The 22,595-nt window shown below is 56.4% G+C and carries 22 protein-coding genes and 2 tRNA genes; 8 read left to right on the top strand and 16 right to left on the bottom strand.

The features are described from left to right. Positions 1–22: 22 nt before the first annotated feature. Together AB6803_RS30285 and AB6803_RS30280 are read left to right on the top strand one after the other, a co-directional pair. The gene (locus tag AB6803_RS30285; RefSeq protein ID WP_371112334.1) at positions 23–181 is read left to right on the top strand and encodes a hypothetical protein; all 159 of its coding nucleotides are present in this window, start codon (positions 23–25) and stop codon (positions 179–181) included. Positions 182–299: 118 nt separating this feature from the next. After that, entirely contained in the window at positions 300–656 is a 357-nt protein-coding gene (locus tag AB6803_RS30280) for a hypothetical protein (RefSeq protein ID WP_371112333.1), read from the top strand. A gap of 70 nt (positions 657–726) precedes the next feature. On the opposite strand, the gene AB6803_RS30275 is transcribed toward AB6803_RS30280, so the two are convergent. The 10 genes from AB6803_RS30275 to AB6803_RS30230 form a co-directional block, all read right to left on the bottom strand. After that, a tRNA-Phe gene (locus AB6803_RS30275) sits at positions 727–802 on the bottom strand. Between the two features lie 196 nt (positions 803–998). After that, positions 999–1,214 (bottom strand): DNA gyrase inhibitor YacG, encoded by a 216-nt coding sequence (gene yacG, locus AB6803_RS30270; protein ID WP_007699131.1) that lies wholly within the window; start codon positions 1,212–1,214, stop codon positions 999–1,001. A gap of 5 nt (positions 1,215–1,219) precedes the next feature. Further along, the gene (locus AB6803_RS30265; RefSeq protein ID WP_371112332.1) at positions 1,220–1,840 is read right to left on the bottom strand and encodes a Maf-like protein; all 621 of its coding nucleotides are present in this window, start codon (positions 1,838–1,840) and stop codon (positions 1,220–1,222) included. Positions 1,841–1,895: 55 nt separating this feature from the next. Further along, entirely contained in the window at positions 1,896–2,114 is a 219-nt protein-coding gene (gene infA, locus AB6803_RS30260; protein WP_004117876.1) for a translation initiation factor IF-1, read from the bottom strand. 142 nt (positions 2,115–2,256) lie between these two features. Continuing rightward, positions 2,257–2,730, bottom strand: a complete 474-nt coding sequence (locus AB6803_RS30255; RefSeq protein ID WP_371112331.1) for a low molecular weight phosphatase family protein — start codon at positions 2,728–2,730, stop codon at positions 2,257–2,259. 5 nt (positions 2,731–2,735) lie between these two features. Beyond that, positions 2,736–3,209 carry a UPF0262 family protein gene (locus tag AB6803_RS30250; protein WP_371112330.1) on the bottom strand — a complete coding sequence of 158 codons (474 nt, stop codon included), beginning with the start codon at positions 3,207–3,209 and terminating at the stop codon, positions 2,736–2,738. 3 nt (positions 3,210–3,212) lie between these two features. Then, a complete protein-coding gene (gene hisD / locus AB6803_RS30245) occupies positions 3,213–4,511 on the bottom strand; it encodes a histidinol dehydrogenase (RefSeq protein ID WP_371112329.1) in 1,299 nt (432 codons plus the stop codon). A 60-nt stretch (positions 4,512–4,571) separates the two neighbouring features. After that, the gene (locus AB6803_RS30240) at positions 4,572–5,015 is read right to left on the bottom strand and encodes a DUF2948 family protein (protein ID WP_371112328.1); all 444 of its coding nucleotides are present in this window, start codon (positions 5,013–5,015) and stop codon (positions 4,572–4,574) included. Positions 5,016–5,147: 132 nt separating this feature from the next. Then, on the bottom strand, positions 5,148–6,440 hold the full coding sequence (gene murA, locus AB6803_RS30235; protein ID WP_174052394.1) for a UDP-N-acetylglucosamine 1-carboxyvinyltransferase: 1,293 nt from the start codon (positions 6,438–6,440) through the stop codon (positions 5,148–5,150). Positions 6,441–6,567: 127 nt separating this feature from the next. After that, positions 6,568–6,837 carry a hypothetical protein gene (locus AB6803_RS30230; RefSeq protein ID WP_371112327.1) on the bottom strand — a complete coding sequence of 90 codons (270 nt, stop codon included), beginning with the start codon at positions 6,835–6,837 and terminating at the stop codon, positions 6,568–6,570. Positions 6,838–6,991: 154 nt separating this feature from the next. Here AB6803_RS30230 and AB6803_RS30225 point away from each other — a divergent pair. Beyond that, a tRNA-Thr gene (locus AB6803_RS30225) sits at positions 6,992–7,066 on the top strand. A gap of 78 nt (positions 7,067–7,144) precedes the next feature. Then, the gene (locus tag AB6803_RS30220) at positions 7,145–8,689 is read left to right on the top strand and encodes a DUF6538 domain-containing protein (RefSeq protein ID WP_174075578.1); all 1,545 of its coding nucleotides are present in this window, start codon (positions 7,145–7,147) and stop codon (positions 8,687–8,689) included. Between the two features lie 532 nt (positions 8,690–9,221). On the opposite strand, the gene AB6803_RS30215 is transcribed toward AB6803_RS30220, so the two are convergent. From AB6803_RS30215 to AB6803_RS30200, 4 genes are all read right to left on the bottom strand, one after another. Beyond that, entirely contained in the window at positions 9,222–12,956 is a 3,735-nt protein-coding gene (locus AB6803_RS30215) for a hypothetical protein (RefSeq protein WP_371112326.1), read from the bottom strand. A 738-nt stretch (positions 12,957–13,694) separates the two neighbouring features. After that, positions 13,695–14,456 (bottom strand): ParB N-terminal domain-containing protein, encoded by a 762-nt coding sequence (locus AB6803_RS30210; RefSeq protein ID WP_174075581.1) that lies wholly within the window; start codon positions 14,454–14,456, stop codon positions 13,695–13,697. A 633-nt stretch (positions 14,457–15,089) separates the two neighbouring features. Beyond that, a complete protein-coding gene (locus tag AB6803_RS30205) occupies positions 15,090–15,653 on the bottom strand; it encodes a recombinase family protein (protein ID WP_174075582.1) in 564 nt (187 codons plus the stop codon). Positions 15,654–15,920: 267 nt separating this feature from the next. Continuing rightward, a complete protein-coding gene (locus AB6803_RS30200; protein ID WP_371112351.1) occupies positions 15,921–16,250 on the bottom strand; it encodes an HNH endonuclease in 330 nt (109 codons plus the stop codon). Between the two features lie 820 nt (positions 16,251–17,070). Between AB6803_RS30200 and AB6803_RS30195 the strand changes: the two genes are divergently transcribed. From AB6803_RS30195 to AB6803_RS30180, 4 genes are all read left to right on the top strand, one after another. Beyond that, complete coding sequence (locus AB6803_RS30195; RefSeq protein ID WP_371112325.1) at positions 17,071–17,880, top strand: DNA adenine methylase; 810 nt, start codon at positions 17,071–17,073, stop codon at positions 17,878–17,880. Beyond that, the gene (locus AB6803_RS30190; protein ID WP_174075585.1) at positions 17,880–18,470 is read left to right on the top strand and encodes a hypothetical protein; all 591 of its coding nucleotides are present in this window, start codon (positions 17,880–17,882) and stop codon (positions 18,468–18,470) included. The genes AB6803_RS30195 and AB6803_RS30190 overlap by 1 nt, the downstream gene beginning before the upstream one ends. After that, entirely contained in the window at positions 18,463–19,635 is a 1,173-nt protein-coding gene (locus AB6803_RS30185) for a DGQHR domain-containing protein (protein WP_371112324.1), read from the top strand. The genes AB6803_RS30190 and AB6803_RS30185 overlap by 8 nt, the downstream gene beginning before the upstream one ends. A gap of 194 nt (positions 19,636–19,829) precedes the next feature. Beyond that, the gene (locus tag AB6803_RS30180) at positions 19,830–20,348 is read left to right on the top strand and encodes a BRO family protein (RefSeq protein ID WP_234905266.1); all 519 of its coding nucleotides are present in this window, start codon (positions 19,830–19,832) and stop codon (positions 20,346–20,348) included. A gap of 180 nt (positions 20,349–20,528) precedes the next feature. Here AB6803_RS30180 and AB6803_RS30175 read toward each other — a convergent pair whose 3' ends face one another. Together AB6803_RS30175 and AB6803_RS30170 are read right to left on the bottom strand one after the other, a co-directional pair. Further along, positions 20,529–21,179: a hypothetical protein gene (locus AB6803_RS30175; protein WP_371112323.1), complete on the bottom strand. Its 651-nt coding sequence runs from the start codon at positions 21,177–21,179 to the stop codon at positions 20,529–20,531. Next, on the bottom strand, positions 21,179–22,528 hold the full coding sequence (locus tag AB6803_RS30170) for an AAA family ATPase (protein ID WP_371112322.1): 1,350 nt from the start codon (positions 22,526–22,528) through the stop codon (positions 21,179–21,181). The genes AB6803_RS30175 and AB6803_RS30170 overlap by 1 nt, the downstream gene beginning before the upstream one ends. Positions 22,529–22,595: the final 67 nt, after the last annotated feature.

Raw genomic sequence — 22,595 nt, 5'->3', positions numbered from 1 at the left:
CGTTTTTCGATGACAGGGCTATATGAAGGACAACCCCACCGCAAAGATCCCCGCCATTCCCCGGCCGAAAAGCATGCCAGACGCGAACCGACCGTGGCAGGATGCGGAGCGGGAATCAGTCATGATCGCCCTGCCCGCCTACATGAAGCTGCCAATGGCACTGATGATGTATGTGCCATAGATCCAAGCGATGCGGTCAAACTGCCTCAAACAGCCGTAAAGGACGGCATGCTCGACACGCGGCGCGGAAAGACTGGTGTGCCGGTCTGGATCCCGCTCCCAGCCCCCTTATCGAATTCATGGAAACGGCACCGGAACACAATGCCATCACGCTTTGCGCAAACAGTCGCGTCAAGCCATGGACCTATAGCGGCTTTTCATCGAACTGGGACAAGCTGAAGGACACGTATCTCGAACAAGGAATAATACAGCCCGGACTCACGCTGAAAGGTCTGAGATACACGGTAGCGTCCATCCTTGCCGAGCTTGGCTTCAACGACCGGACTATCGCCGACATGCTCGGACAGGAGACTGAGACCATGGCACGGCGTTATTCGAAGCGCGCCAACAGGAAGCGGAAAATGCAAGGCATCATCGCGGATTTTGAGCAGGAAGTGAACAGACGAAAAAAAGAAGTTGTCAAACTCGGCAAATAAATCTGTCAAACTCAACTATTTAAGAAAGAATGCGGATATTGAAAAATACAAGCACAACAATGGCTTAGAGTGGTGCCCAGAGCCGGAATCGAACCAGCGACACGCGGATTTTCAATCCGCTGCTCTACCAACTGAGCTATCTGGGCATCCGTGCTTCGCGCAAATCAGAAGGCCTTGGAAGGCCCTGGGTGCTTGGTTCACCCCGGAAGCGAGCGGGGTTATAGCATCTTGTTCGTCCATGTCCAGCCGCAAATGACTCTTTTTTGACAGGAAATAGATTTTTGGCAATTTACGAACAAAATGAATGGCTTCGCCGGAGCGAACAGCGAAATGGCGGCGGGACTATTCCTCTTCGGGATAGTCCGCCTTGGTCTGATCCTCGGCAACGGGAATGGCATAGGAGCCGTTGAGCCACCGGGACAGATCGGCCGAGCGGCAGCGATCCGAGCAAAAGGGGTAATGCTCGCGCATCGAAGGCCGGCCGCACTCCACGCAAGGCCGTGTCTTGCGCAGTGGCTCGATCTTTGCGCCGACTTTGATCTTGTCGTCATCCGCCATGACAATCACCCTTCCTGCCAGGTGGCATGAACGTCGAAACCCTCTCCCGCCAGAAGCAGCATGGTTTCATAAAGTGGCAATCCGACGACATTGGTGTAGGAGCCGATCAGCTTCTGCACGAAGGAGCCGGCGAGCCCTTGGATACCATAGGCACCCGCCTTGCCGCGCCACTGGCCGGAGGCGAGGTACATGTCGATGTCTCTCGCCGACAGCCGCTTGAAGCGAACCTTGGTCTCGACGACCTTCTGGCGCAGCTTGCGGTCGGGCGTGATCAGGCAGACGCCGGTATAGACGACATGGCTACGGCCGGAGAGCAGGTGCAGCGCCGAAGACGCCTCGTCGACGAACTCCGCCTTCGGCAGAATCCGTCGGCCGACGGCGACGACCGTGTCGGCGGCGAGGATATAGCTTCCCTGCCAGGCGACATCGCCCTTCAACGCGGCAAGGGCTGCTTCGCCCTTTTCCGCCGAAAGCCTGCGCGCCAGCGATCGCGGGTGCTCCGACTTCTTCGGAGCCTCGTCGATATCCATGGGCATCAGGCGCGCCGCTTCGATCCCTGCCTGATGCAGGAGGTCGACGCGGCGCGGCGATCCGGAGGCCAGTATCAGCTTGTGTTTCAGCGCCATAAAACCTCGACCTGTCAGGCGGGAGACGGACAGCCGGCTCGAAAACGAGCAGCGACTACTTGAAACGGTAGGTGATGCGGCCCTTGGTCAGGTCGTAAGGGGTCATTTCCACCAGCACCTTGTCGCCGGCGAGAACGCGGATGCGGTTCTTGCGCATGCGGCCAGCGGTGTGGGCGATGATCTCGTGCTCGTTTTCCAGCTTCACGCGGAAGGTCGCGTTCGGCAGCAATTCGGTGACGACACCCGGAAATTCTAGGACTTCTTCTTTCGGCATTAAAGCTTCTTTTCCTGTAGGGTTGAGGCCGGCGCCCGTGGCAAAATGCGGGGTCGCCGGAAATTTGCGCGGAAACTACACAATCGACGCGGTTTTGTGAACCACGTTGATAAGGCTTTCTGCATTTGTTTCACGCGGCACCCTAAAGGGAGCCGCGATGTTCCACCAGCCTGCTTTCGATCAGGCCCTGAAGATAATCCCGCACGTCGCGGTAGGCATCGAGAATCTGCTCGCGCGTGTCGCCGATCGCCGAGGGGTCCATGGTCGGCCAATAGATGACGTCGATGGCATTGGCCCGCGTCAGCTCCAGCGCCGCGTGATGCGCCTCGGGAGAAAGCGTGATGATGAGATCGAAGAAATCATCCTCCAGATCCTCCAGCGTCTGCGGCTGCCGGCGTCCGAGCGACAGGCCGATCTCCTCGAGAACGACGTCGACGAAAGAATTGCGCTCGCCGGCCCGCACGCCCGCCGAGGCGATATAGGTGCCCTGCGGCAGCATTCCGCGCGCGATCACCTCCGCCATCGGCGAGCGGATGGTGTTGAGCCCGCACATGAAGAGGATGGCGCCGGGCGCCTTGCCGCTATGCTCGATGGCCGCTGCCGCTGGCTGTTCCATCGCCGTCACCCGCGCCAGTAGAGCACGCAGACGAGGGTAAAGAGCCGCCGCGCCGTGTCGAAATCCACGGTGATCTTGCCCTGCAGCCGCTCCATAAGCGTCCGCGACCCTTCATTGTGGATGCCACGGCGGCCCATGTCGATCGCCTCGATGCGACTGGGGGTGGAGGAGCGGATCGCCTCGTAATAGCTCTCGCAGATCATGAAATAATCCTTCACGATCCGGCGAAACGGCGTCAGCGACAGGATATGGGCGGCAACGACCGTCCCCTCCTCTGTCCGGATGTCGAAAACCAGCTTCTGGTCGACCAGCGACAGGTTCAAGAGATAGGGGCCGCCCACATGTCCCACAGGCTCGAAGCTGTTTTCCTCGATCAGGTCGAAGATGGCGACGGCACGCTCGTGCTCGACGTCGGGCGTCGAGCGGCCGATCGTGTCGTCCAGGACCACATCGCTCAGCCGGAAGACGCCTTCTGCCATACTCTACCTCTCGAGATTGAGACGGATCGCGACCGACCGCGCATGGGCGTCGAGCCCTTCCGCCTCGGCAAGAGCGATCGCCGCCGGACCAAGCGCGCGCAGCTGCTCCGGACCGAGCCGCAGGATCGACGTGCGCTTGACGAAATCGAGCACCGACAGGCCGGACGAGAAGCGGGCCGAACGGGCCGTCGGCAGCACATGATTGGAGCCGCCAACATAATCGCCGATCACTTCCGGCGTATGACGGCCGACGAAGATCGCGCCGGCATTGCGGATGCCTGCAAGCAGCGTATCGGGATGGTCGACCGCGAGCTCGACATGCTCGGCAGCGATGCGGTTGGCAAGCGGAACGGCCTTCTTCAGGTCGGAGACCAGGATGATGGCGCCGAAATCCCGCCAGCTTGCAGCCGCCGTCTTCGCACGGCTCAGCCGCTTCAGCTGCCGCTCGACGGCGCCTTCGACGGCCTTGCCGAACTCCGCGTCGTCGGTGATCAGGATCGACTGTGCGCCTTCGTCATGCTCGGCCTGCGCCAGGAGATCGGCAGCCAGCCAATCCGGATCATTGTGCTTGTCGGCGATAACAAGCACTTCGGACGGGCCGGCGATCATGTCGATGCCGACAGTGCCGAAGACATGGCGCTTGGCGGCAGCGACATAGGCATTGCCGGGGCCGGTGATCTTGTAGACCGGGGCGATCGTCTCCGTGCCATAGGCCAGCGCTGCGATCGCCTGCGCGCCGCCGATGCGGTAGATCTCCTCGACGCCGGCCATGCGGGCAGCGGCCAGCACCGCCGGATTGATCGAACCGCCCATGGTCGGCACCGTGATGACGACACGCTCGACCCCGGCAACCTTGGCCGGCACCGCATTCATCAGCACCGAGCTTGGATAGCTGGCGGTGCCGCCGGGCACGTAGAGACCGACGGCCTCGATCGCCGTCCAGCGCGAGCCGAGACCGACGCCGAGATCGTCCTCGTAGATATCGTCCTTCGGCAATTGCCGGCGATGGTGCGATTCGATGCGGGTGGCCGCGACCTTGAGCGCGCCCAGCACTTCGGCGGGAACGGCGGCAACCGCCGCGTCGATCTCGGCTTCCGTGACGCGCATCGGCGTCGTGGCGAAATCGATGCCTTCGAATTTCTTGGAATAATCGGCCAGCGCCGCGTCGCCCCGCGCCCTGACATCGTCGATGATGGCGCGCACGACGGCATTCACGTCTTCGGACACTTCCCGCTTGGTCGTGAGAAAAGCGGCGAACTTCTCCTCGAACCCTTCCGACGCCTGATCCAGCCAGATAGCCACGCTGATAATCCTTTTACATCGAGGCCGCCGCCGGCGACCGAAACTCGTTTTCCGTCCGGCCTAGAGCGCTTCGTCCGGATGACTGGGCTTATTAGCCGTTTCCCACGCGCCGCCGATATCCGCAAGCTGAACTTCGATACATTCGACATCGAGCGCAATGGTGGCCTTGCCGGCAAGCGTCAGCTCGATGGTGCCATCCGGCCCCTCACCCTTCTGGTCGAAGCGGATGGCGAGCAGCGACAGCACCTCGTCGCGCCGGCGGCGGTCGACGCCGCTGGAGCGCACCGCCAGCACCCGCTTGAACACCAGCACTGCCCGACGGCGCTCGAACGTCTTGCGCTTCTGATCCGAGAGCTCCCAGACGAAACGGTTGGCGGCGAGCGAAAATTGCTTGAGCTTCGGCGCATAGGACATGTCGCCGACCTTGAAGACGCTATCCTGCATATGCGCGGAAATAACGCCCAGGTCTTCGTTGTCGAGTGCCATTAGCTTGAGATTGGTCATGCGCCTGTTATCCCTGATCGCCCACGGACATGCCGATAGCGGCATTTCCTCGTGATGGAAATAGGGTGCAGCCACGAAAGACGCAACCGGAGAAAACGGGCTTCTCCGGTCTGTTCACGGCAATAGCGGGAATTAGTCGCTGATACGCTCGACGATCGCGCCGCAACGCGTCAGCTTGTCTTCCAGCCGCTCGAAGCCGCGATCGAGATGATAGATGCGCGACACCAGCGTTTCACCCTCGGCGGCAAGGCCGGCGATAACAAGCGATACCGAGGCGCGAAGGTCCGTCGCCATGACCGGTGCGCCCTTCAGCCGCTCGACGCCCTCGATCTTGGCCGTCTGGCCGGAGAGAGAAATCTTCGCGCCGAGGCGGGCGAGTTCCTGCACATGCATGAAGCGGTTTTCGAAGATGGTCTCGGTGATATGCGAGGTGCCGGTCGAGCGCGTCATCAGCGCCATGAACTGCGCTTGCAGGTCGGTCGGGAAGCCCGGGAAGGGATCGGTGACGACATCGACCGGCTGGATGCCGCCGCCGTTGCGCTTGACGCGAATGCCGTTATTGGTCGCCGAGATATCGGCACCGGCGCGGCGCAGGCTGTCCAGCGCCGTATCGAGCAGCGCCATGTCGGTATTTTCCAGAGTGACATCGCCGCCGGCCATGGCAACGGCCATGGCATAGGTGCCGGTCTCGATGCGGTCCGGCAGGACGCGGTGACGCGCGCCGGAGAGCGAGGTGACGCCTTCGATGGTGATCGTGCTGGTGCCGGCGCCGGTGATCTTGGCGCCCATGGCGATCAGGCAATTGGCGAGATCGACGACCTCAGGCTCGCGCGCCGCATTGCCGATGATCGTCGTGCCGCGGGCAAGGGTCGCCGCCATCATCATCACATGCGTCGCGCCGACCGAAACCTTCGGGAAGTCATAGCGCGCGCCGATCAGGCCGCCCTTGGGCGCGGTGGCGTTGATATAGCCGCCATCGATTTCCATGTTGGCGCCAAGCGCCGTCAGGCCCTCGATAAACAGATCGACCGGGCGCGTGCCGATGGCGCAGCCGCCGGGCAGCGACACGCGCGCCTGGCCTTCGCGGGCAAGCAGCGGCCCGATGACCCAGAAGCTGGCGCGCATCTTGGCAACCAGCTCGTAAGGAGCGGTAGTGTCGACGATGGTGCGGCAGGTGAAATGGATGGTGCGGGAATAGGCGTCTTCCTGGCGCTCGCGCCGGCCGTTGACGGCGACGTCGACGCCGTGATTGCCGAGAATGCGCTGCAGCAGCTCGACGTCGGCCAGATGCGGCACGTTTTCGAGCGTCAGCGTATCGCTGGTCAGCAGCGAGGCGATCATCAGAGGCAGAGCCGCGTTCTTGGCGCCGGAGATCGGAATGATACCGTTAAGCTCGTTGCCGCCGACAATCCTGATACGATCCATATATGACTACGGGCCGAGCCCGCCTTTCCTGAAGTTCCATGCCACCTGGGAAAAGGCGCTCTTTAGACGAAATAGATTAAAGCTTCAATTCGTTTGATGGCTGTTTGATGATGGGCGACATGAATCATTACGATTCGTCCATTTTTGCGGCGGCGGCTTTCTCCGGCGCGGTATTTGCGGCCGGCAGCCCATCGGTCTCGTCCGCTTGGCCCGCGCGACGCGCCCGCACCTGCTGCTTGCGACGACCGAGATTTTCACGCAGCTTCTGCGCAGCCCGCTCCCGCCGCCGATCCGCCTCGGTAACCGGTGCCGCAACCACGCCTTCGCCCACCTCGCCGGCCGTCAAACCGCCTTGCGAGATCGGCTTTTCATCATTTTTCGTCTTATCCACACCCATGCGCTTCCCATAGCCGAAATCCCCCGACTTCAAAAGGCCGACGCATTTTTTCCCGCGATCTTTCACAGAAGTTGAAATTTGCGGCTTGCACTTGGCCCCGACCTATGGCAATAGCCGCCTCGCCCAATACGGCGCGCCCGACGCGCCACGGTTTGCTGCTATAGCTCAGGGGTAGAGCACTCCCTTGGTAAGGGAGAGGCCGAGAGTTCAAATCTCTCTAGCAGCACCATTTTTTCTATTTGATTTCCAAATAGTTGACTGTTATCAGGGACTTGAAAGCGCCTCGGTGGTACACAGAGGTGGCCACATGGTTCTGCAAATGCCCCGTCCCTTCAAGCATCCTAAGACTGGCGTCTACTACTATCGAGCGCGTGTGCCGGCAGATTTGGTCAGCACTGTCGGTAAGACCGAGGTCAAGATTTCCCTTCAGACAAAGGACCCTGTCCTCGCGAAGGAGCTATTCTCTTCGCAAGAGCAGAAAGTCACGGCGCGTTGGAAGATGATGCGTGCCCAGCCGGAGCCTCTCACCCAGAAGCAGATCGTTGCGCTCAGCGGCAAGGTCTATCGAAAGATCGTTGACGGTTTTCATGATGAGCCCGGTCCCGCTGAAGTCTGGAAGGGCATCCGTGAGCTGGCTGAGCGTGTAGCAGTCGAAGGCCTATGGGAACAGTGGTATGGTCAGTCGATTGATGAACTCCTCATAAGCGAGGGCATCGTCACCGATGGCCCAAGCCGAGATCGTCTTATCCAGCAGGTTCATCAAACACTCCTTCTTGCCGCCGATCAGCAACGTAAGAAAGCCGAAGGTGACTATAGCCCCGATCCGAACGTTGTTCGTTTTCCACCGATTGCGGATAAGGAGTCGAAGGTCGGTAAGGTCACTTTGACGAAACTGTTCGAACGCTGGGAACGCGATCACCTCGCAAATGGCGGGGCGCCTAAGACGCCTGCAGATTTCCTCCAGAAGATTGAAGACTTCAAGGCATATCTCAAGCACGATGACGCGACCCGAGTGACCGGCTTGAATGTTGCCGATTACTGCGAGTTTCTTCGGCATGAACGGGGTATTGCCGCAAAGACGGTCAGCACCAAGTACCTTGCCGCGATCCGTGTCATCTATCGGGTCGGCTTAGCCAAGTCCTTGTTGACGTCTAATCCTACCGTCAACATCAAGGTTTCGGTACCGAAGCGTGTCAAGGAGCGTCCCAAGGGCTTCACCGACGAAGAAGCAGTGGCTATCCTCAAGTGCGCTTTAAGCGATCCTGAGAGGCTTGGCAGAATGACCGAGCTGAATAAGCTGGCCTGCCGGTGGGTGCCTTGGATATGCGCGTATACAGGCGCACGGGCGGGTGAGATTACGCAGCTCCGCCGTCAAGATGTGTCGCAACAATACGGCCATCCATTCCTCATGGTCACGCCTGAGGCCGGAAGTGTGAAGACGGGCGAATACCGGATGGTGCCTATCCATCCTCACCTAGTTGAACTTGGGCTCCTTGAATGGGTGTCGAGCAGACCGTCCGGTCCTCTCTTCTACCTGCCTAACGACGACAAGAGGAAGCCTGGGCATACTCAGGCAGCGAGCGTACGCGGCAAGGTGAGTGACTGGGTGAGAGAAGTTGCCAAGATTACTGACAAACGAGTTCAGCCAAACCATGCATGGCGGCACCGCTTCAAGACGATAGCTCGTGATGTGGACATTGCGCCAACCTACATGGACGCGATCCAAGGCCATGCCGATGGTCGTTCGTCCACGGAATATGGTGAGAAAACCATGAAAGCATTGTACCGCGAAATCCAGAAGATGCCGCGATACGTCATCGGCCCAGAAGTTTCACCGCAAGTAGACGAATGAGTTAATGTTCGCCGGCTGATGCCAGCCCCCACGCTGGGTCAACGATCATCCAGTCCGTGGCGCTTAGGCCACTGCCAGACCAATCTAGGAAGGTGGCGCACATCTTCCCGAAGGCCGAGGCACGTAGATAAAGGCTGTCACGGTGGATTTCGAGTTCGAAGCGCTTGGTCGCGATATGCATGATGTCATCTTTCCATGTAACGAAGCACCAATTGCGGTGCCGAGCCTGCGTATGTGCTTCGCGGAAATCTGTCTAGTGGATATTTATCAAATAAAACAAATACTTAGTTGCACGCCTCCAACTATCCTGACAGTGCAAATGATCGGCAGTGGTCACCTAAGCAATCGCAAGCCCCCAGCGCCTCCCTGGGCGCGTTCCATCGTCCGGATGGGGAAAGCTTCATTCCGCCTCGCAAACGCAATGGCTGAGTCGCTATGCGGCGCTGCGGTGGCCTATGGTTCGACCGTGAGGTCACTGCTGCGTGAAGGAATGGACGGCATACGAATACGCCGCCCATTGTCTTAAGGTTGACTACCGGGCGCTGCGGGGCATCCGCTCGGGCTGCTCGGAGATCAAGAGATTGTAAAGGCCCAGAGCAGGCAGAGCGTTGCCATACGGAGCAATCTTAGCGAATGCCCGCCACTCCTCTTGAGACAACGAGCCGGGACGTGCGGCACCAGCGGCGGCTTTGGTGGCCGTGCTGATATCATCGAGCAGCCCAAAGGTTGGGTTACCAAAGAGGCTGTTCGACGTCTGACCGGTGGTACGGGCGTAGGAGAACTGAGCGTCACCGCCCAGAGCCGGCACGACCGTGTCTATCAACATCGGTGCGATCGATGACCACCCAGACCGAGCAATCGCCGCCTTGAGGACATTGTCGGGCGCCAGCCGCTTCTCAAGGAATTTCTCCCTGTCGTTACGACCCAAAGCCTGAGCCTGCATCTGGAGCGAGTAGGTGAGGGCTGCAATGCCTGTGGTCACTGCCGCGCCGACAGCGGCCTCGGTGTCCCGCATGTGCAGGGACTTGAGGGAGTTCTTGACGTAGGCCGCAGCCATGAACGAGCGGAACTGCATGATCACCTTGCCCACCGCAGTGTTCATGAACGGCATCAGGTTGCCCACGTCGTTCTTCTGGATCACCTGATTGGTCTTTCGGATGACCGCACGGCGAAAGAACTCCGCAGCTTCCTTATCACTGGCACCCTCGAAGCGTAACCCAGCCACCTTCTTACCCTTCATGGGCAGGAAGTCACGGTTCGTCAGTTCAGCCAGGACACGCTTTGACATTTCCCCGTCGATGCCGAGGTCAGCAAGTCGCTTGGCTGAGATACCCTTACCCTTCACCGCCATGTTGGCAAAGTTCTGGATGATGGCCTTAGAAGCCCACCGCCGTGTCGTTGCGTCGATGAAGGACATACCTGAGGTGTCTGCGGTTACCCGGTTTGCTCTCTCCAGGGCGTTGCTGACATGATCACGCCATCCCCGGCTACCATCGTCCACCATGGACATGACGTCGTCATAGGTGTCACTGGGAGCGTATCGGGTCAATCGCTCGGTGCCGATGCCCAAGGCATACTCGATGTCGTCGGCCAGACCATCCTTCAGGGCCAACTCACCTGCATCGGTCATCATGCGCCGAACGGCTGGCATTTGCGACAACGAGGCTTTCAGGCCAACGGACCCGACGATGTTCCCGATCTCAGGTACGGCAGCGAAGCCAGCTTGATTCATGATGCGGGAGAAGTTGAACTTGCGGATAGACCGCAGCCAAAAGCCCCACTCGGTGCCCTCAAGCCCATCGACGTGATGACCCTTGATAGCGTTGATTGCCAGCGTGACGTTCTTGATATCCTTCTCAATGGTTTGCTTCGGAACAGCCCTGTCTGCGGCCTCCTGCCTCATGCTCGTTAGATAGTTGTCGATCTCCTTTTGACTGGTAAGGCCGTCAATCACGAGCTTCCCCGACTTGGGATCAGCAACGCGAATGCGGGCCATGGCGATGTTTCCGGCCGCATTTCGGGTGTAGCGGTCGAGGACCGAAGTGGCATCGGTGTTGAAGAGGTCGCGGATGGATAGCGGTTGGTCCTCCGTGACACCATGGACCGTGCGGGGCTTGTAAGAGAGCTGATACTCCTCATCCAGCAGCGACCGGCGACGTTGGTGCGTATCACGACCAGCGTCACCGTTGGGCACCTTGCGGAAGCTCTCAGCGATCTCAGCGGCGTCGGCTTCAGACAGACCCTTGTGCTTGGCTAGGAGGTCAACCATCTCATCAATGTTGTCTCCAGAGAGCGTCCTGATGAAGTTGTCGTCCAGTCCAAGGCTACGGTCTGTGAGGCTCTTGACGAAACCCTGCGACAACTTCCGCAGTGCTGCCTCATCCATATCAGCGTTCGCCGACCGGAAGGCACCGAAGAAAAGATCGTCGAGAGTGCCCTTGGTATAGGCGTGATATGCCGCAGCGATCTTGGAAGACTGCCATTCACGGGGCATGTAGTAGGGGTTGTCCGGAATGTCCTCATGGCCGAACACAGAGCGCCCAACGGTGCCCTCTCGTTTCCATGGGTTCTTCTGTAGCTGGTTAAGCTCTCTGAGGTTATCACGGATCACCTTGCCGACCGCGCGGACTTCTTCGCTGTACTTCTCACCACCCATGTAAGTGCGGTCCCGCACGTAGCGGTCCACTTCCTCGTTGAACTTATGCTCGGTCGTACCCTTCCAGAACTTGTCGACGATCCCAGTGCCTTCCTTGTCGAAGACCTTCTGGAGCTGAGCCTTGTATGTGCGGAAGTAGACAGCGCGGAACTCGGTCACGAGGTTCTCAGCCTCTTCGGATGCTGCCTTGCCGTTGACAGCACCGCCGATCTTGCCGGTACCATCCTGCACCAAAGCGCCACCTAGGGCACGAGTGGTGACCAAGGGTGACTTATCGAGCTGAGCAGAGAGGTCGGCACGGACAGCACCGAAGGCGGTCTTTGCAACGTCAGCATGGTCCAGTTCAGAGATCGGAGCTTCGAACGGGAGCCTCGGTTCATGGATGCCTGTAGGGGCTGCGCCGCCGAAACCGGTGCCCATCTTGACGCCCTCGTGGTCATCGACCACGCGCTGTGCGAGCCGCTGAAGCTGAGCGCCTTCTGTGACGGTTGCACCACGGGACATGAGCTTACCGGCGACACCGCCGACACCTATGCCAAACGCAACGCCCATCAAGAGGTCTGCCTTGGTGGCATTAGGGTTGACGGAATAGTTCAACCCAGTCGAGGCCGCTGCCCCTGAGCCTGCGCTGAGGGCACCGACGAGAACCCGCGACACCTGACCGGCCCGCTTGCCGAATACGATCTGGGGCGCAACGGTACCAACGGCGACATCGGTGGCCAGGGAGACCGGATCGAGGAACTGATTGGCGATCTGTAGCGCTGCCCCTGTCATGCCCGCACCTTGGAGGCGGCGAAGACGTTCACTGTCTTCCTGAGCGTTCTGAAGCTGGCGATTGTATCCTTCAGCGGACGTAGCGCCACCTGTGAACTTGGCGTAATGCTCAGGGTCTAGACCGCGATCCGTGAGGTCTTTAAGGCGCTGTTCCTCAGACGGTGCCTTGAAGTTGGGGTCGTCCCGGTAGGGGTTGCTGTTCAGCAGGTAGGCAAGGGTACTTTCCTGATTGAAGGCATCCTTCTGAAGCTGCCAGAGGCTTGTGCCTTCGGGATCTTCAGCGCGGGGTGCGCCATCAATCTGAGCCGTGTCAGACTGAAGGTTGACTTCGGTGCCTGCGGTGTACTGGACGCCCGGGGAAGCTTTAGGGCGATACGGGGCGTTGTCTGCGGCGGACATAGGGCCACCTAGGATGATCTCGGCTTCCTTCGACCGTCGACCTTCATTGATCCCGCCGTTGTCACTTCCACGATCTTTGACTGCCGAAGCAATAGCGTTGATGTCACCGGTCTGGATGGCAGCAACCACGTCGTGCGGAAGGCTGCCGTAGTTGTACGTGGTGGACGTAAGGGCTGCACGGACATTGCCTGGGAGAGCCGCCCACTTATCCTCACCGACCTGCTTGGCTGCGGTATTCTCAAACTCGACAGCACGGCGTGCAAGGTCACGTTCGCTGTCCTCGCGGGTGACTACGGTGTCTGCGGTGATCGGAACCTTCGTACCATCGGCAAGGGTGGTCGTGTCGGAACCATAGCCAGCGCGATAAGCGGTGCGGTCCCACTTCGCGTGGTCGATGTAGCCCTCAAATCCCTTGATGACGGAAATTGCGTCGGTCATTGTACCTCTTCTGGTGCTTGAATGTTGAATGTGGAAGCGCCCTGATAGGTTGCTATGGCGCTATTGTTGCGTATTCTGGATTGGGGTTGCCTGCGTTGGCTTGCCCCGCTTCGTGAGATTGGCTATGTCTCTGAGTTGGGAAACTTAAATTTCCCCCTGCCCACTTCGCTAGAGGGTTGGCTGGGCCACGGTGATCGAGACTGTGGCCCTTCTCTTTCGACGCAGCATTATTCCAACACTCTCCGTATGATCCGGTCCCTCGCCTCAGGGCTGATTTCAGCACCCTGCCGTTCCTTCCGTCTCGCCTCCGCAAGCTTGTCGTTGTAGCCGGGTGGCGTGAGGCGTTCGATGGTCCTGCCGGTCTTCTCCGCCCATAGCTTGCGAAGCTTCCACGTGTGCTGGACCTTCTCTTTGTGGCTTGCGTCGGCCTTTGGTGCCGGTGGGAGTTGGTTCAACGGAATGCCTGCTTTGATGCACTCGACAAGCCAATTGGGCTGGGTCCTGCGGACCTTTGCGTTCTGCCCGCATCGGATATCTGCTCTCATTTCATTCTGTGTCCTTTGGAAATACGAAAAGGCCCGGATCGCTCCGAGCCTTCGTGGTATTGTTTCTGATGGTAATGTCGGGGGTGAAACCGCTACGCGCCCTGTTTCCCAGTGCTTTCAAGGTCCCGAATGCGTATGTGAAGTGGCAATTGCCATATTTTTAGCTAAGGCTTTGATATTACGGGATATCGTGTCAGAAATCATCAATTGAAGATACCGAACCAGCCTTAGGCCATTCCCGTTTCCCCGTGACAGATGCGGCAACCTCAAGGACTTGTGCGGCGGCGGCTACCAGAACCTTCCGAGCCTTACGATTGTCCGTCATCGCCCGCATGCAGGCCTCATACTCGTCCAACGCTGCAAGGGCTGCCTTAGCGCATTCTTCGTCCCTATCGCGGCCCTTCGGTCCACCATGGTCCTGCTCTTCAAGACCATTGCCATTCATTGCCCTGTAGATTGCCGGGAAATCGGCAGCCATCCACGACGGCAGTTGCCGCCGCGACACGATACCATTCAGCTCCTGGGCCATTTCGCTCGCCGTCTTCACCTTCCTGCCACGTCCCGTGCGGTGTTTACCGGCATGTACGTAGGCTCTGAAGATGGCCCTTCGAACCACTCTGGTGAGCTTCAGTTGAAGTCCATGAGCCCTGTTCGCCTCCACGGCCAACCATGGGATTTCCTCAGCTCTCGCAACGACAACCTCGGCCACAATGGACCCGCCGCCGTTCTCCTTCGTTGCCTCAACGCGGTGCCATCCATCCACCAGGGTGTAGCCTCTGGTCACGTCGGTCGGATCGGTTAGCGTAACCTTGATAGGCGGGAATATCGCTCCGCCTGCCATCTGTTCAGCGTAGCGCCTTACGGTGTGCCGCTCGGTCTTCTCCCGTATCTGGTTTTCCTCCAGCATGAGGAGAGCGCCAAGATCGAGGGTGATTGTCATTCCGTCACCGCTCATTGTTCGATCCTTGCTCTTGCCTGCTCTCGGGCTTCTCTTCGGTTGTCCTTCTCGACGGCGTAGGCCACGGCGGCGGTAAGGTTACGAGCCCTTTTCCTCTTCGCCTTGAGAACTATGGTCTTCTTCGGTCTGCTATAGGTTCTAGCGGTCATTCATGGTCCTCATAGGTTGCTCCTGTGGTCTGAGGTTTCGACGGTGGTGATGGTGAGGACGTCTGCATCTGCTCATGCTGTTCAGGCATCGATAGCAAGACACGCGGTCTCAAGATTTTAGTGGGGAGTCCCGCTAAGCCAGTTCTGTGCATGCTCTAGAAATGCACACGGCAGCGCTCCAACCCATCGCGCCCCGAGGAGCAGCGGGTCAGACAGGCGGGCGCTAACGTGTGGATTTCGAGAGTAGAGCAAGGGGGTGGGTTAACCGGCCACACCTGAGGCGTCCGGCTTCGACCCCATGCGCCTTCATCAGCTAGGGGGCAACCCGATCACAGCGATGCCGTGCTAGTGGGGCACCTAATGTGCTAGGGGTCAGGTAATTGCTAGTCGTCCACCTAACGTCAATGGCGGCAATCTTCGTGCCGGTGGTCACCCAAATCGCTTTCGTTGTGCTAGGGGTACACCTAACGTCCTCGGCCGGTTATGCCCCTACGGAGCCGAGAGCCCGATAGACTGACGGCCTGGACATCCCCGATGCCTTCATGATTTCCGCTATTGGCTTCCCGTCAGCCTTCATGGTCCTGATCATTTCCACGACATCATCGGTCATGACGGTCTTCCTACCAAACTTGACGCCGCTCTGCTTCGCCTGTGCGATGCCGTCCATCTGCCTTTCGTGCCTGATCTCGGTTTCGAACTGCGCAATGACCGCAAGGAACCCCAGCATCATTCGGCCCTCTTTGGTCGTGGTATCGATGCTCTGGTCCAATACCTTGAACTGGACGCCCTTCTTGTCGAGTTCGCTGACGATGTTCATCAGGTCGATTGTAGATCGCGCTAGACGGTCGACCTTACAAACAACGAAGGTGTCACCCTTACGTGCGAAGCGCAGCGCGTCCTTCAAGCCGGGACGGTCCCGGTCCACACCAGTCTTCTTGTCGGAATAGAGATGGTCGGTCTCCACCCCTGCCGCCGTCAGCTTGCCGATCTGCACCTCAAGCGACTGCCCTACGGTGGAAACTCGGGCGTATCCGATCAATGCCATTGTCTTGTAAGTCCTTAGGGGTTGCGATAAGAGGCTTATAAGATGACATTTGAGACGGGTCAAGAGACGGTCTCACCGCTCATACATTTTGAGACACAGCATCATTAGCGGTTGTGGTTGTTGACGAAGGCGATCCGGCGTGGGACGCATGCGTAAGGACGACAACGGGCAGAATGCAGCAGGGCTCCTCTAGGACGCCCGACCATGTGGACTAAAAGCATGCAAGGTTAGACGGTAGGATGCCTGCTCTGATGAGGCGCTGCCCCGCTATCGCCGCGACCTGAGATCACGAACCTCCGGCAAGGTTAGAGGTCTTTCTTTTCGCGAATGCGCCACTCGATGGCATGTAGGGCACAAGCAAACTAAATCTTCCACGCTGGTGATCACCACAGGGCCGGCCGTACTTAATGGGTGCAAGTGATGGACATCAATAACGTAATTTTCATCACCAACAGCAAGGCGGAAATCACAGACTTGGCACGTGTAGTCATCGATCCTTTTTCGCTCCTCCACAAGCCTTGGGTCACGAGAGCGCCTCAAATAGGTATATTCCAATATAATACCTTCAACTCCGGCAGTATATGAAGCCCCGCCCATCGAAGGCATAACTGGATTTGAACGGAGATATTTCGGCATGAGGGCCCAGACACCCTTACCGTGTCCGTGTACCGTGTAGAACACCTCTTCACCGCGAAAATTATTGGATGTTCGTGCGTGGTCTTCGACCGTTCGCCTAATTGATGCCTCTGCCTGTGTTGTCCAAGACGCGCCTCTCGCCAGCCGACGTTCTCGCGCCAAAGGGTAGACCTGTCTATACGGAGCTTCCCCACCAAGATCATTATAGATTTCTATCAAGTCATCTAGCCATGTGCCCGCCCTAACCAAGATATCCCCCTTGAAGCGATTTGCATTCCCTTTTTCTTTCTAAGGTGCATTCGCGTTAAAGGCGAGATGGTCTTTCACGAGCAATCTAATAGCGGTGCTATGCACTCCCTAGTTTCAAGGAGACGATCCATATGACCATTAGATTCGACCGGGGTATGGGGGATGCTTCGAGCGATCCCCCATGATGATGCCGCCTGAGGTTTCTGACCCCAAAACACTTGAATGTCGGCTTCAATTCAGAGCAAGCGCTCGATTCTACACACTTTGATTGCCGTTTTAGTGGCCGGTGAATTTCAGCCTGAGGCACTGGCTGGGGTTAGGCGACTGTAACTTTCAGGAAGCTGAAGGGCAGAGAGTCGCCGACATCATGCTTGATTTGAGATCTTTATTTTGTATTTTCAACCTTTCATTACTCCTCTGAAAGTAGTGGAAACCAAAGTTAAGTTGACGAAAGGAAACAACCTTTATACGAGTTCATACATCTTCAAGGAGTTCGAACCATACAATCGCTGGTTTGCGAACTAGGGGCAACATGGCGATCAGACCTTTTCTAAAATGGGCGGGCGGTAAGAGATGGCTGGTGGATCGCCCCGAGTTTTCAATCCCGGCATTTTCCGGTCGCTATATTGAGCCTTTCCTCGGCGGTGGTGCTATATACTTCAGCCTTTTGCCACGTGCGTCGCTTCTTTCTGACGTCAACCCTAAGCTGATTGCAACCTATCAAGCGATCAAAGAAGACTGGAAGTCAGTAGTTGATCGACTAGAAGAGCATCACGATAGGCATTCCAAAGACTATTATTATTCGCAGCGCGGTGTTGAGCATCAAGACGTAGCGTCCCGAGCGGCGCATTTCCTCTATCTAAACAGGGCGTGCTGGAATGGCTTGTATCGGGAGAACCTAAAGGGAGAGTTCAACGTTCCGATTGGTACCAAATCCAAGATAATCTTTGAGAATGATAACTTCAAGTCAGTCTCGGAGGTGTTGAAATCTGCCGATATTCGTTGCTGCGACTTTGAAGAAACTATCAGTAAAGCCCGTGGGGGTGACGCGATATTCGTTGACCCACCCTATACGACCGCACACAACATGAATGGCTTCATCAAGTACAACCAGAAGATATTCTCGTGGGAGGACCAGGTGCGGCTCCGTGATGCGCTCGTAAATGCGGTCGACCGGGGAGCGAAGGTTGTTGCGACGAATGCTTGGCATGAGAGCGTCATAGACCTCTATAGCGGATCAGCCACAATCGTGGAGGTTCCGAGGGCGTCAGTAATTAGTGGGAACAACCGAGGTCGCAAAGGAACTTCGGAAAGCTTAATCACGATGGGGGTCATAGAGTGATGAGATGGGTGCCGCTTATTGGGGAGCTGCCGAACTCAAATTGGAGTTCTATTAAATCTGCCCTAATCGAGACTATTTTTTCTACCGTCTTCTCGACCGTTCCGATTTGGTTTTTTCCGATTTTCTCAGCCGCTTTTCTAACCACCAAGGCCACATTGGGGGAGCGAATCTACGCTACGATTTCGCAGGGTGATCTATATATATATGCCGCGTCTTTAGTCGGGCCTCTGATATTCGCTATTACATCCAATTATGCCTCATGGGATGATGAAGCCGTTAGCCCCGGAACTTCTCGTCTCGGAAAGCTGACTTTTTCCTTTCCCTATGGAACTTGGTTTTTTATCATCTCACTCATTGTTTGCGTTATGGCTGGAATGTGCTTCGGGTTTGTTCGCTTCTCTACGACAGGCGAAATCGCTGCGCAATTGAATATCGGAAACCTGTTTTACTTCTCCGTCGGCATCTATGCTTTCTCGACGTTCTGCCTATTTTGCGTGTCCGTTTACCGCAACGAGCTAGCTAGCGGCAAATTTTCCGAAACGGATAATGCCCGCGACTTCCTGAAAGAATGGAACAGCCGCAATGGATGATCTTTTCGGAAATAATCCCGTCGATCCGGACAACACACAATACTCGTTCAAGGCCATCAAGGCGGAACAACCGGTAGGGGACGTATTTTTGGCGTCCATTCCTTACAACGTCATCACGAAGATCGCTTTCTTCGACGTTCGCCGTGTGATCCAAACGGACCGAGACGTAGAACGCTATTTGGGCATTCAGCGGCCGCTGGAAGTCAATCGTGTCAAGAAGCTCGAAGAGTATGTGAACTTCTTCGATGCCTCGTTTCCGACAGCTATTATCATCGCAATTGACGACCAGTACGGCAACTTCGACGAAGCGACAGGCACTATAACCCTCCGCAACTATCGAGAGGGGGAGCTAAAGCCTTCGATAGCGATCAGCAATATTGCGCGAGTGATCGACGGCCAGCACCGAATTGCCGGGCTTTTCAAGTTCCAAGGAACTAAGTTCGACATCCCCGTCTCGATTTTTCTCGGCGCTGACGTTGCAGATCAGGCGCATATTTTCTCCACCGTCAACTTGGAGCAGACTAAAGTCCATAAGAACTTGGTCTATGATCTGTATTCTCTGGCAAAGTCCCGCAGCCCCCAGAAGACCTGCCACAATGTCGCGGTCGCACTCGATAAGGACCCAAATTGCGCACTGTACGAGCGCATCAAGCGGTTGGGTGGGGCTTCAATCGACGGTCGATTTGAGCCAATTTCCCAAGCAACTTTCGTCGAAAGCCTGATGCGGTACATAACCGCTGACGCGAAGGTTGATCGCGATATATTACTGCGGGGGAAATCCCTCTTCAAATTGGCAAAAGACCAAGATATCTACCGAATGCCTTTCCGGAACTTGTTCATAGACGGCAAGGATGTTCAGATCGCCGAGGAAATCTACAAACTCTTCAACGCAGTGAAAAATCGCTGGCCCGACGCGTGGGATGATCGTCGGCGCGAAGGTCTTATGTTGAACAGGACAAATGGCTTCCGCGCGGTGATGCGCCTATACGGCTTTCTGTTCAAAGAAAACGGCATTCCGGGCACTGCGCTACCTCAGGGATATATCGAACACTATCTCACCAACCTCCCTTTGAAGGACGATGATTTTAGCGTCGAGAACTTTGTGCCCGGTTCGGGTGGCGAAGGTCGGCTTTTCAGGGTGCTAACGCGCGAAGAAACTCTTTGAGTGCCAGCGGGCGCTCTCCTTGGTCGGCAGCTACATTCCCCGCGCCCGGCCTATTCGCGGGTTCTATAGGCTATCCGAAGGTATCCCCACGCCTGCCATCATCCTATTTGTATCGAATACAAACGAGGCTGATGATCTTGGGGGCTCGGAGGTGCCGACCTCTATTGGTTCAATCGTAACAAAGGAAATCCCCCATGGCCAACGACGTATCGCTCTTCAATTTCAAGGGCCACGAGGTTCGGACTATGGTGATCGATGGTGAACTGTGGTTCATCGCGGGTGACCTGTGTGCCGCCTTAGGTTTGCCCACTGGCAAGGGTTCAGGCCGTTGGCTTCGCGGATATGGCGTCATTGAGAAGAAGCCTGTTAATCGTCTGGCTCATCCAGAGCTATTCTCAGGCACGAAGGCCAAGTCGGCCACGATTATCTCTCGGGAAAGCCTCTACAAGATTGCCATGTACTCCGACAGACCCGAGGCCAAGCATCTGTGGAACTGGGTCGCCCGAGTTGTGTTGCCGTCAATCCGACGGGACGACCTACCGACCGTGGGTGAGTGGCATGTTGTCTCTGGGGAGACTTGTGAGGACGAGGTTATCTTCAAGGCCATAGAAGTGATGAAGCGCAGGATGGAGCGCCTAGCTGCCGAGCAGGAGAAGGCCAAAGCTATTATCGATGGCCTCCTGAGTTACACGACGGTCAGTGAGTATCGTTAGCATCACCACCGATGGTCATCACTAGGCCACATAGGTGGTACACAGGCACTTGACGAGACCTGCGAAAAATCCCAGAAATGCGGGACTTTTAGCGCTAATCCATCGAGTTCAAATCTCTCTAGCAGCACCAGTTTTCTTCCTTAAAAATACTGCACATTCTGGTTCGCATAGGAAAGTGCGTTACAATATGCCCCACGTTGAAAGCGATGCGCGCAAGTCCGCCTCAAACTTTCTGTACGACGCGGATCCGCGAAGGCTCTGCAAATCCTGTTGCAACGCTATTGATCCAAAGCTTACATCGCGCTTAGCCGTTATACGGTTGCCATAAACCGCATCTATGGCAGACCTTAGCGCCGCCTTAGGGTCAATCAATTTCTCCGCTTTATCAGCATCGTCAGGTAAACCAAGAGCATTTGCAGTGTCACGATAGCCTAGCGTTGCCAGCAAGGCGTTCCGATCTGCCAACAGCCAAGCCTCTGTCTCATGTTTCGGCGCAATAATAACGGCCCTGTCTGCACGAAATTCACAGATGTGGTTCATTTTATTGACATAAGCCTGAGCGCGGTTTTCGATGCCGTCTTCTAACGCTCTTCCACCAGTGTCAGCATGGATAAACAACAATTCGAAGGCGTTCTTAGCCGCACAAGCTTCAGCAGCAACTTCTTCAACAGTGCGACCATATTTTCCTAGCTGCACAGCGTAATTGGTTGGAATATCTACCGAAAATTTTCCGTCTGTAAGGATTAGCTCCTCAAGGACACGAGGTAAGAGAGCTTCAAAGTAATCCCGATCTGAGTTGCCTTCGGCATATAGGGCCCAACTCAGATACACTATACACCCTCCGACGGTTGCTTAAGCAAACGACTCGCCTCAAAACGCGTGAGACGAGTAGGATCAACCCCGTCTAGCTCGGTTACAATCCCTGTGCGCATCCTCGTCTTCAAAGATTTTCCTACCTTTGGCACCACATGAGAAACAACGTCCGCAAGAACAATCTCATTATCCACTAAATTGAGCATCACTGTCGGGGAATGGGTATTGATAACAACCTGAAAGAGAGGGCGCTTAGGCTCAGAAGGCCCGATATCAGTCGAGGTGCGTAGCAAGTTTACAAGCTGTGCAATTCTTCCCTCATGAACTCCGTTTTCAGGCTCTTCGAAACAAAGGACACCTCGCCGCTTGGGATCATTCAGTATAGTCAGCAGGGCGAGAAGTCGGAGCGTTCCGTCCGAGATAACCCGTGAACTGAAATTTAGGTCGTCCGCCAATCGGAGGCTAAAAGAGTAGTCCTTTGCCTCTATGTCGTTGTTCACTCGGATGCCGCGAACGCTTGTTATAAGCGAACTTAGGTCGCTAGCGATGTCGGCAAGGGCCCCATCTGGCTCGATTTCATTTCTTGTCTCCTGTTGGAGTTTTGCAAGGACTGCGGAAAGATTAGAGGCATCTGGCTTGAGGGTTCTGCTCTCATACCGGTCGCTCGCCTTACGCGCTGCCGTTGGGTTGATCTCCAAGAAGTTTGTCGAACTTAAAAGCTCTCTCAGAGCATATAAATGGGGAAATTCAGCAGTTGAGACTGTCGAAAGGGCAGTACGAGAAGCTTCGTTTGCAGGAAGCGTAACGGGCTTACCGCGTTTCATTTCTCCATCTTGGCGAATTTCGATACCGTTTCGGCTAGCTTCGCCACCGTCTTCCTTCATCCGAATAAACGGGGTCAGGTTTCCGCTATACTTCACCCATTTTAGCATCTTGATGAAGTCAGATGTGTCATCTTTTTTCTTAATAGGTGTACATGTCTCGTGCTGCACAAAAATCCCTACGGGGAAACCTCGATCATCTTTCTTTAGATAAAGCTCAAGCTCATATCTAAGACGCTGAGATTTCAATGAGTAAGACGTTCCAAATGGATCTTTTCCTTCTCGGTTGAGCAGCACCTCTACCGCGAAGCGCATCCTGTCATACGTCTTTACTGGTGTTATTCGGAAAAGCTCTTGAGGCTCTCCCCGCAATTCCATCATCGAGGTTCGAATATCTTGCTGTGAAAGTAGGGAGATAAACCTGATCGCGTCGAAAAGGTTTGATTTGCCACTTGCGTTAGGTCCGACGACAGCTGTGAACGGTCGAAGATTTAATTCAAAATTTTCAAAGGTCTTGAAGCCGTCAATTTCTATACGTGTCAGCATGTGGAAACCTGTGATCCTCCAGCTCAGTCTGTCTCAACTTACAGACACTTACAAGCGCCATGGGACA

It is taken from the genome of Rhizobium sp. RCC_161_2 (assembly GCF_041355235.1).
Lineage (GTDB): Bacteria > Pseudomonadota > Alphaproteobacteria > Rhizobiales > Rhizobiaceae > Rhizobium.
This window is presented reverse-complemented; position numbering and strand designations above follow the sequence as displayed.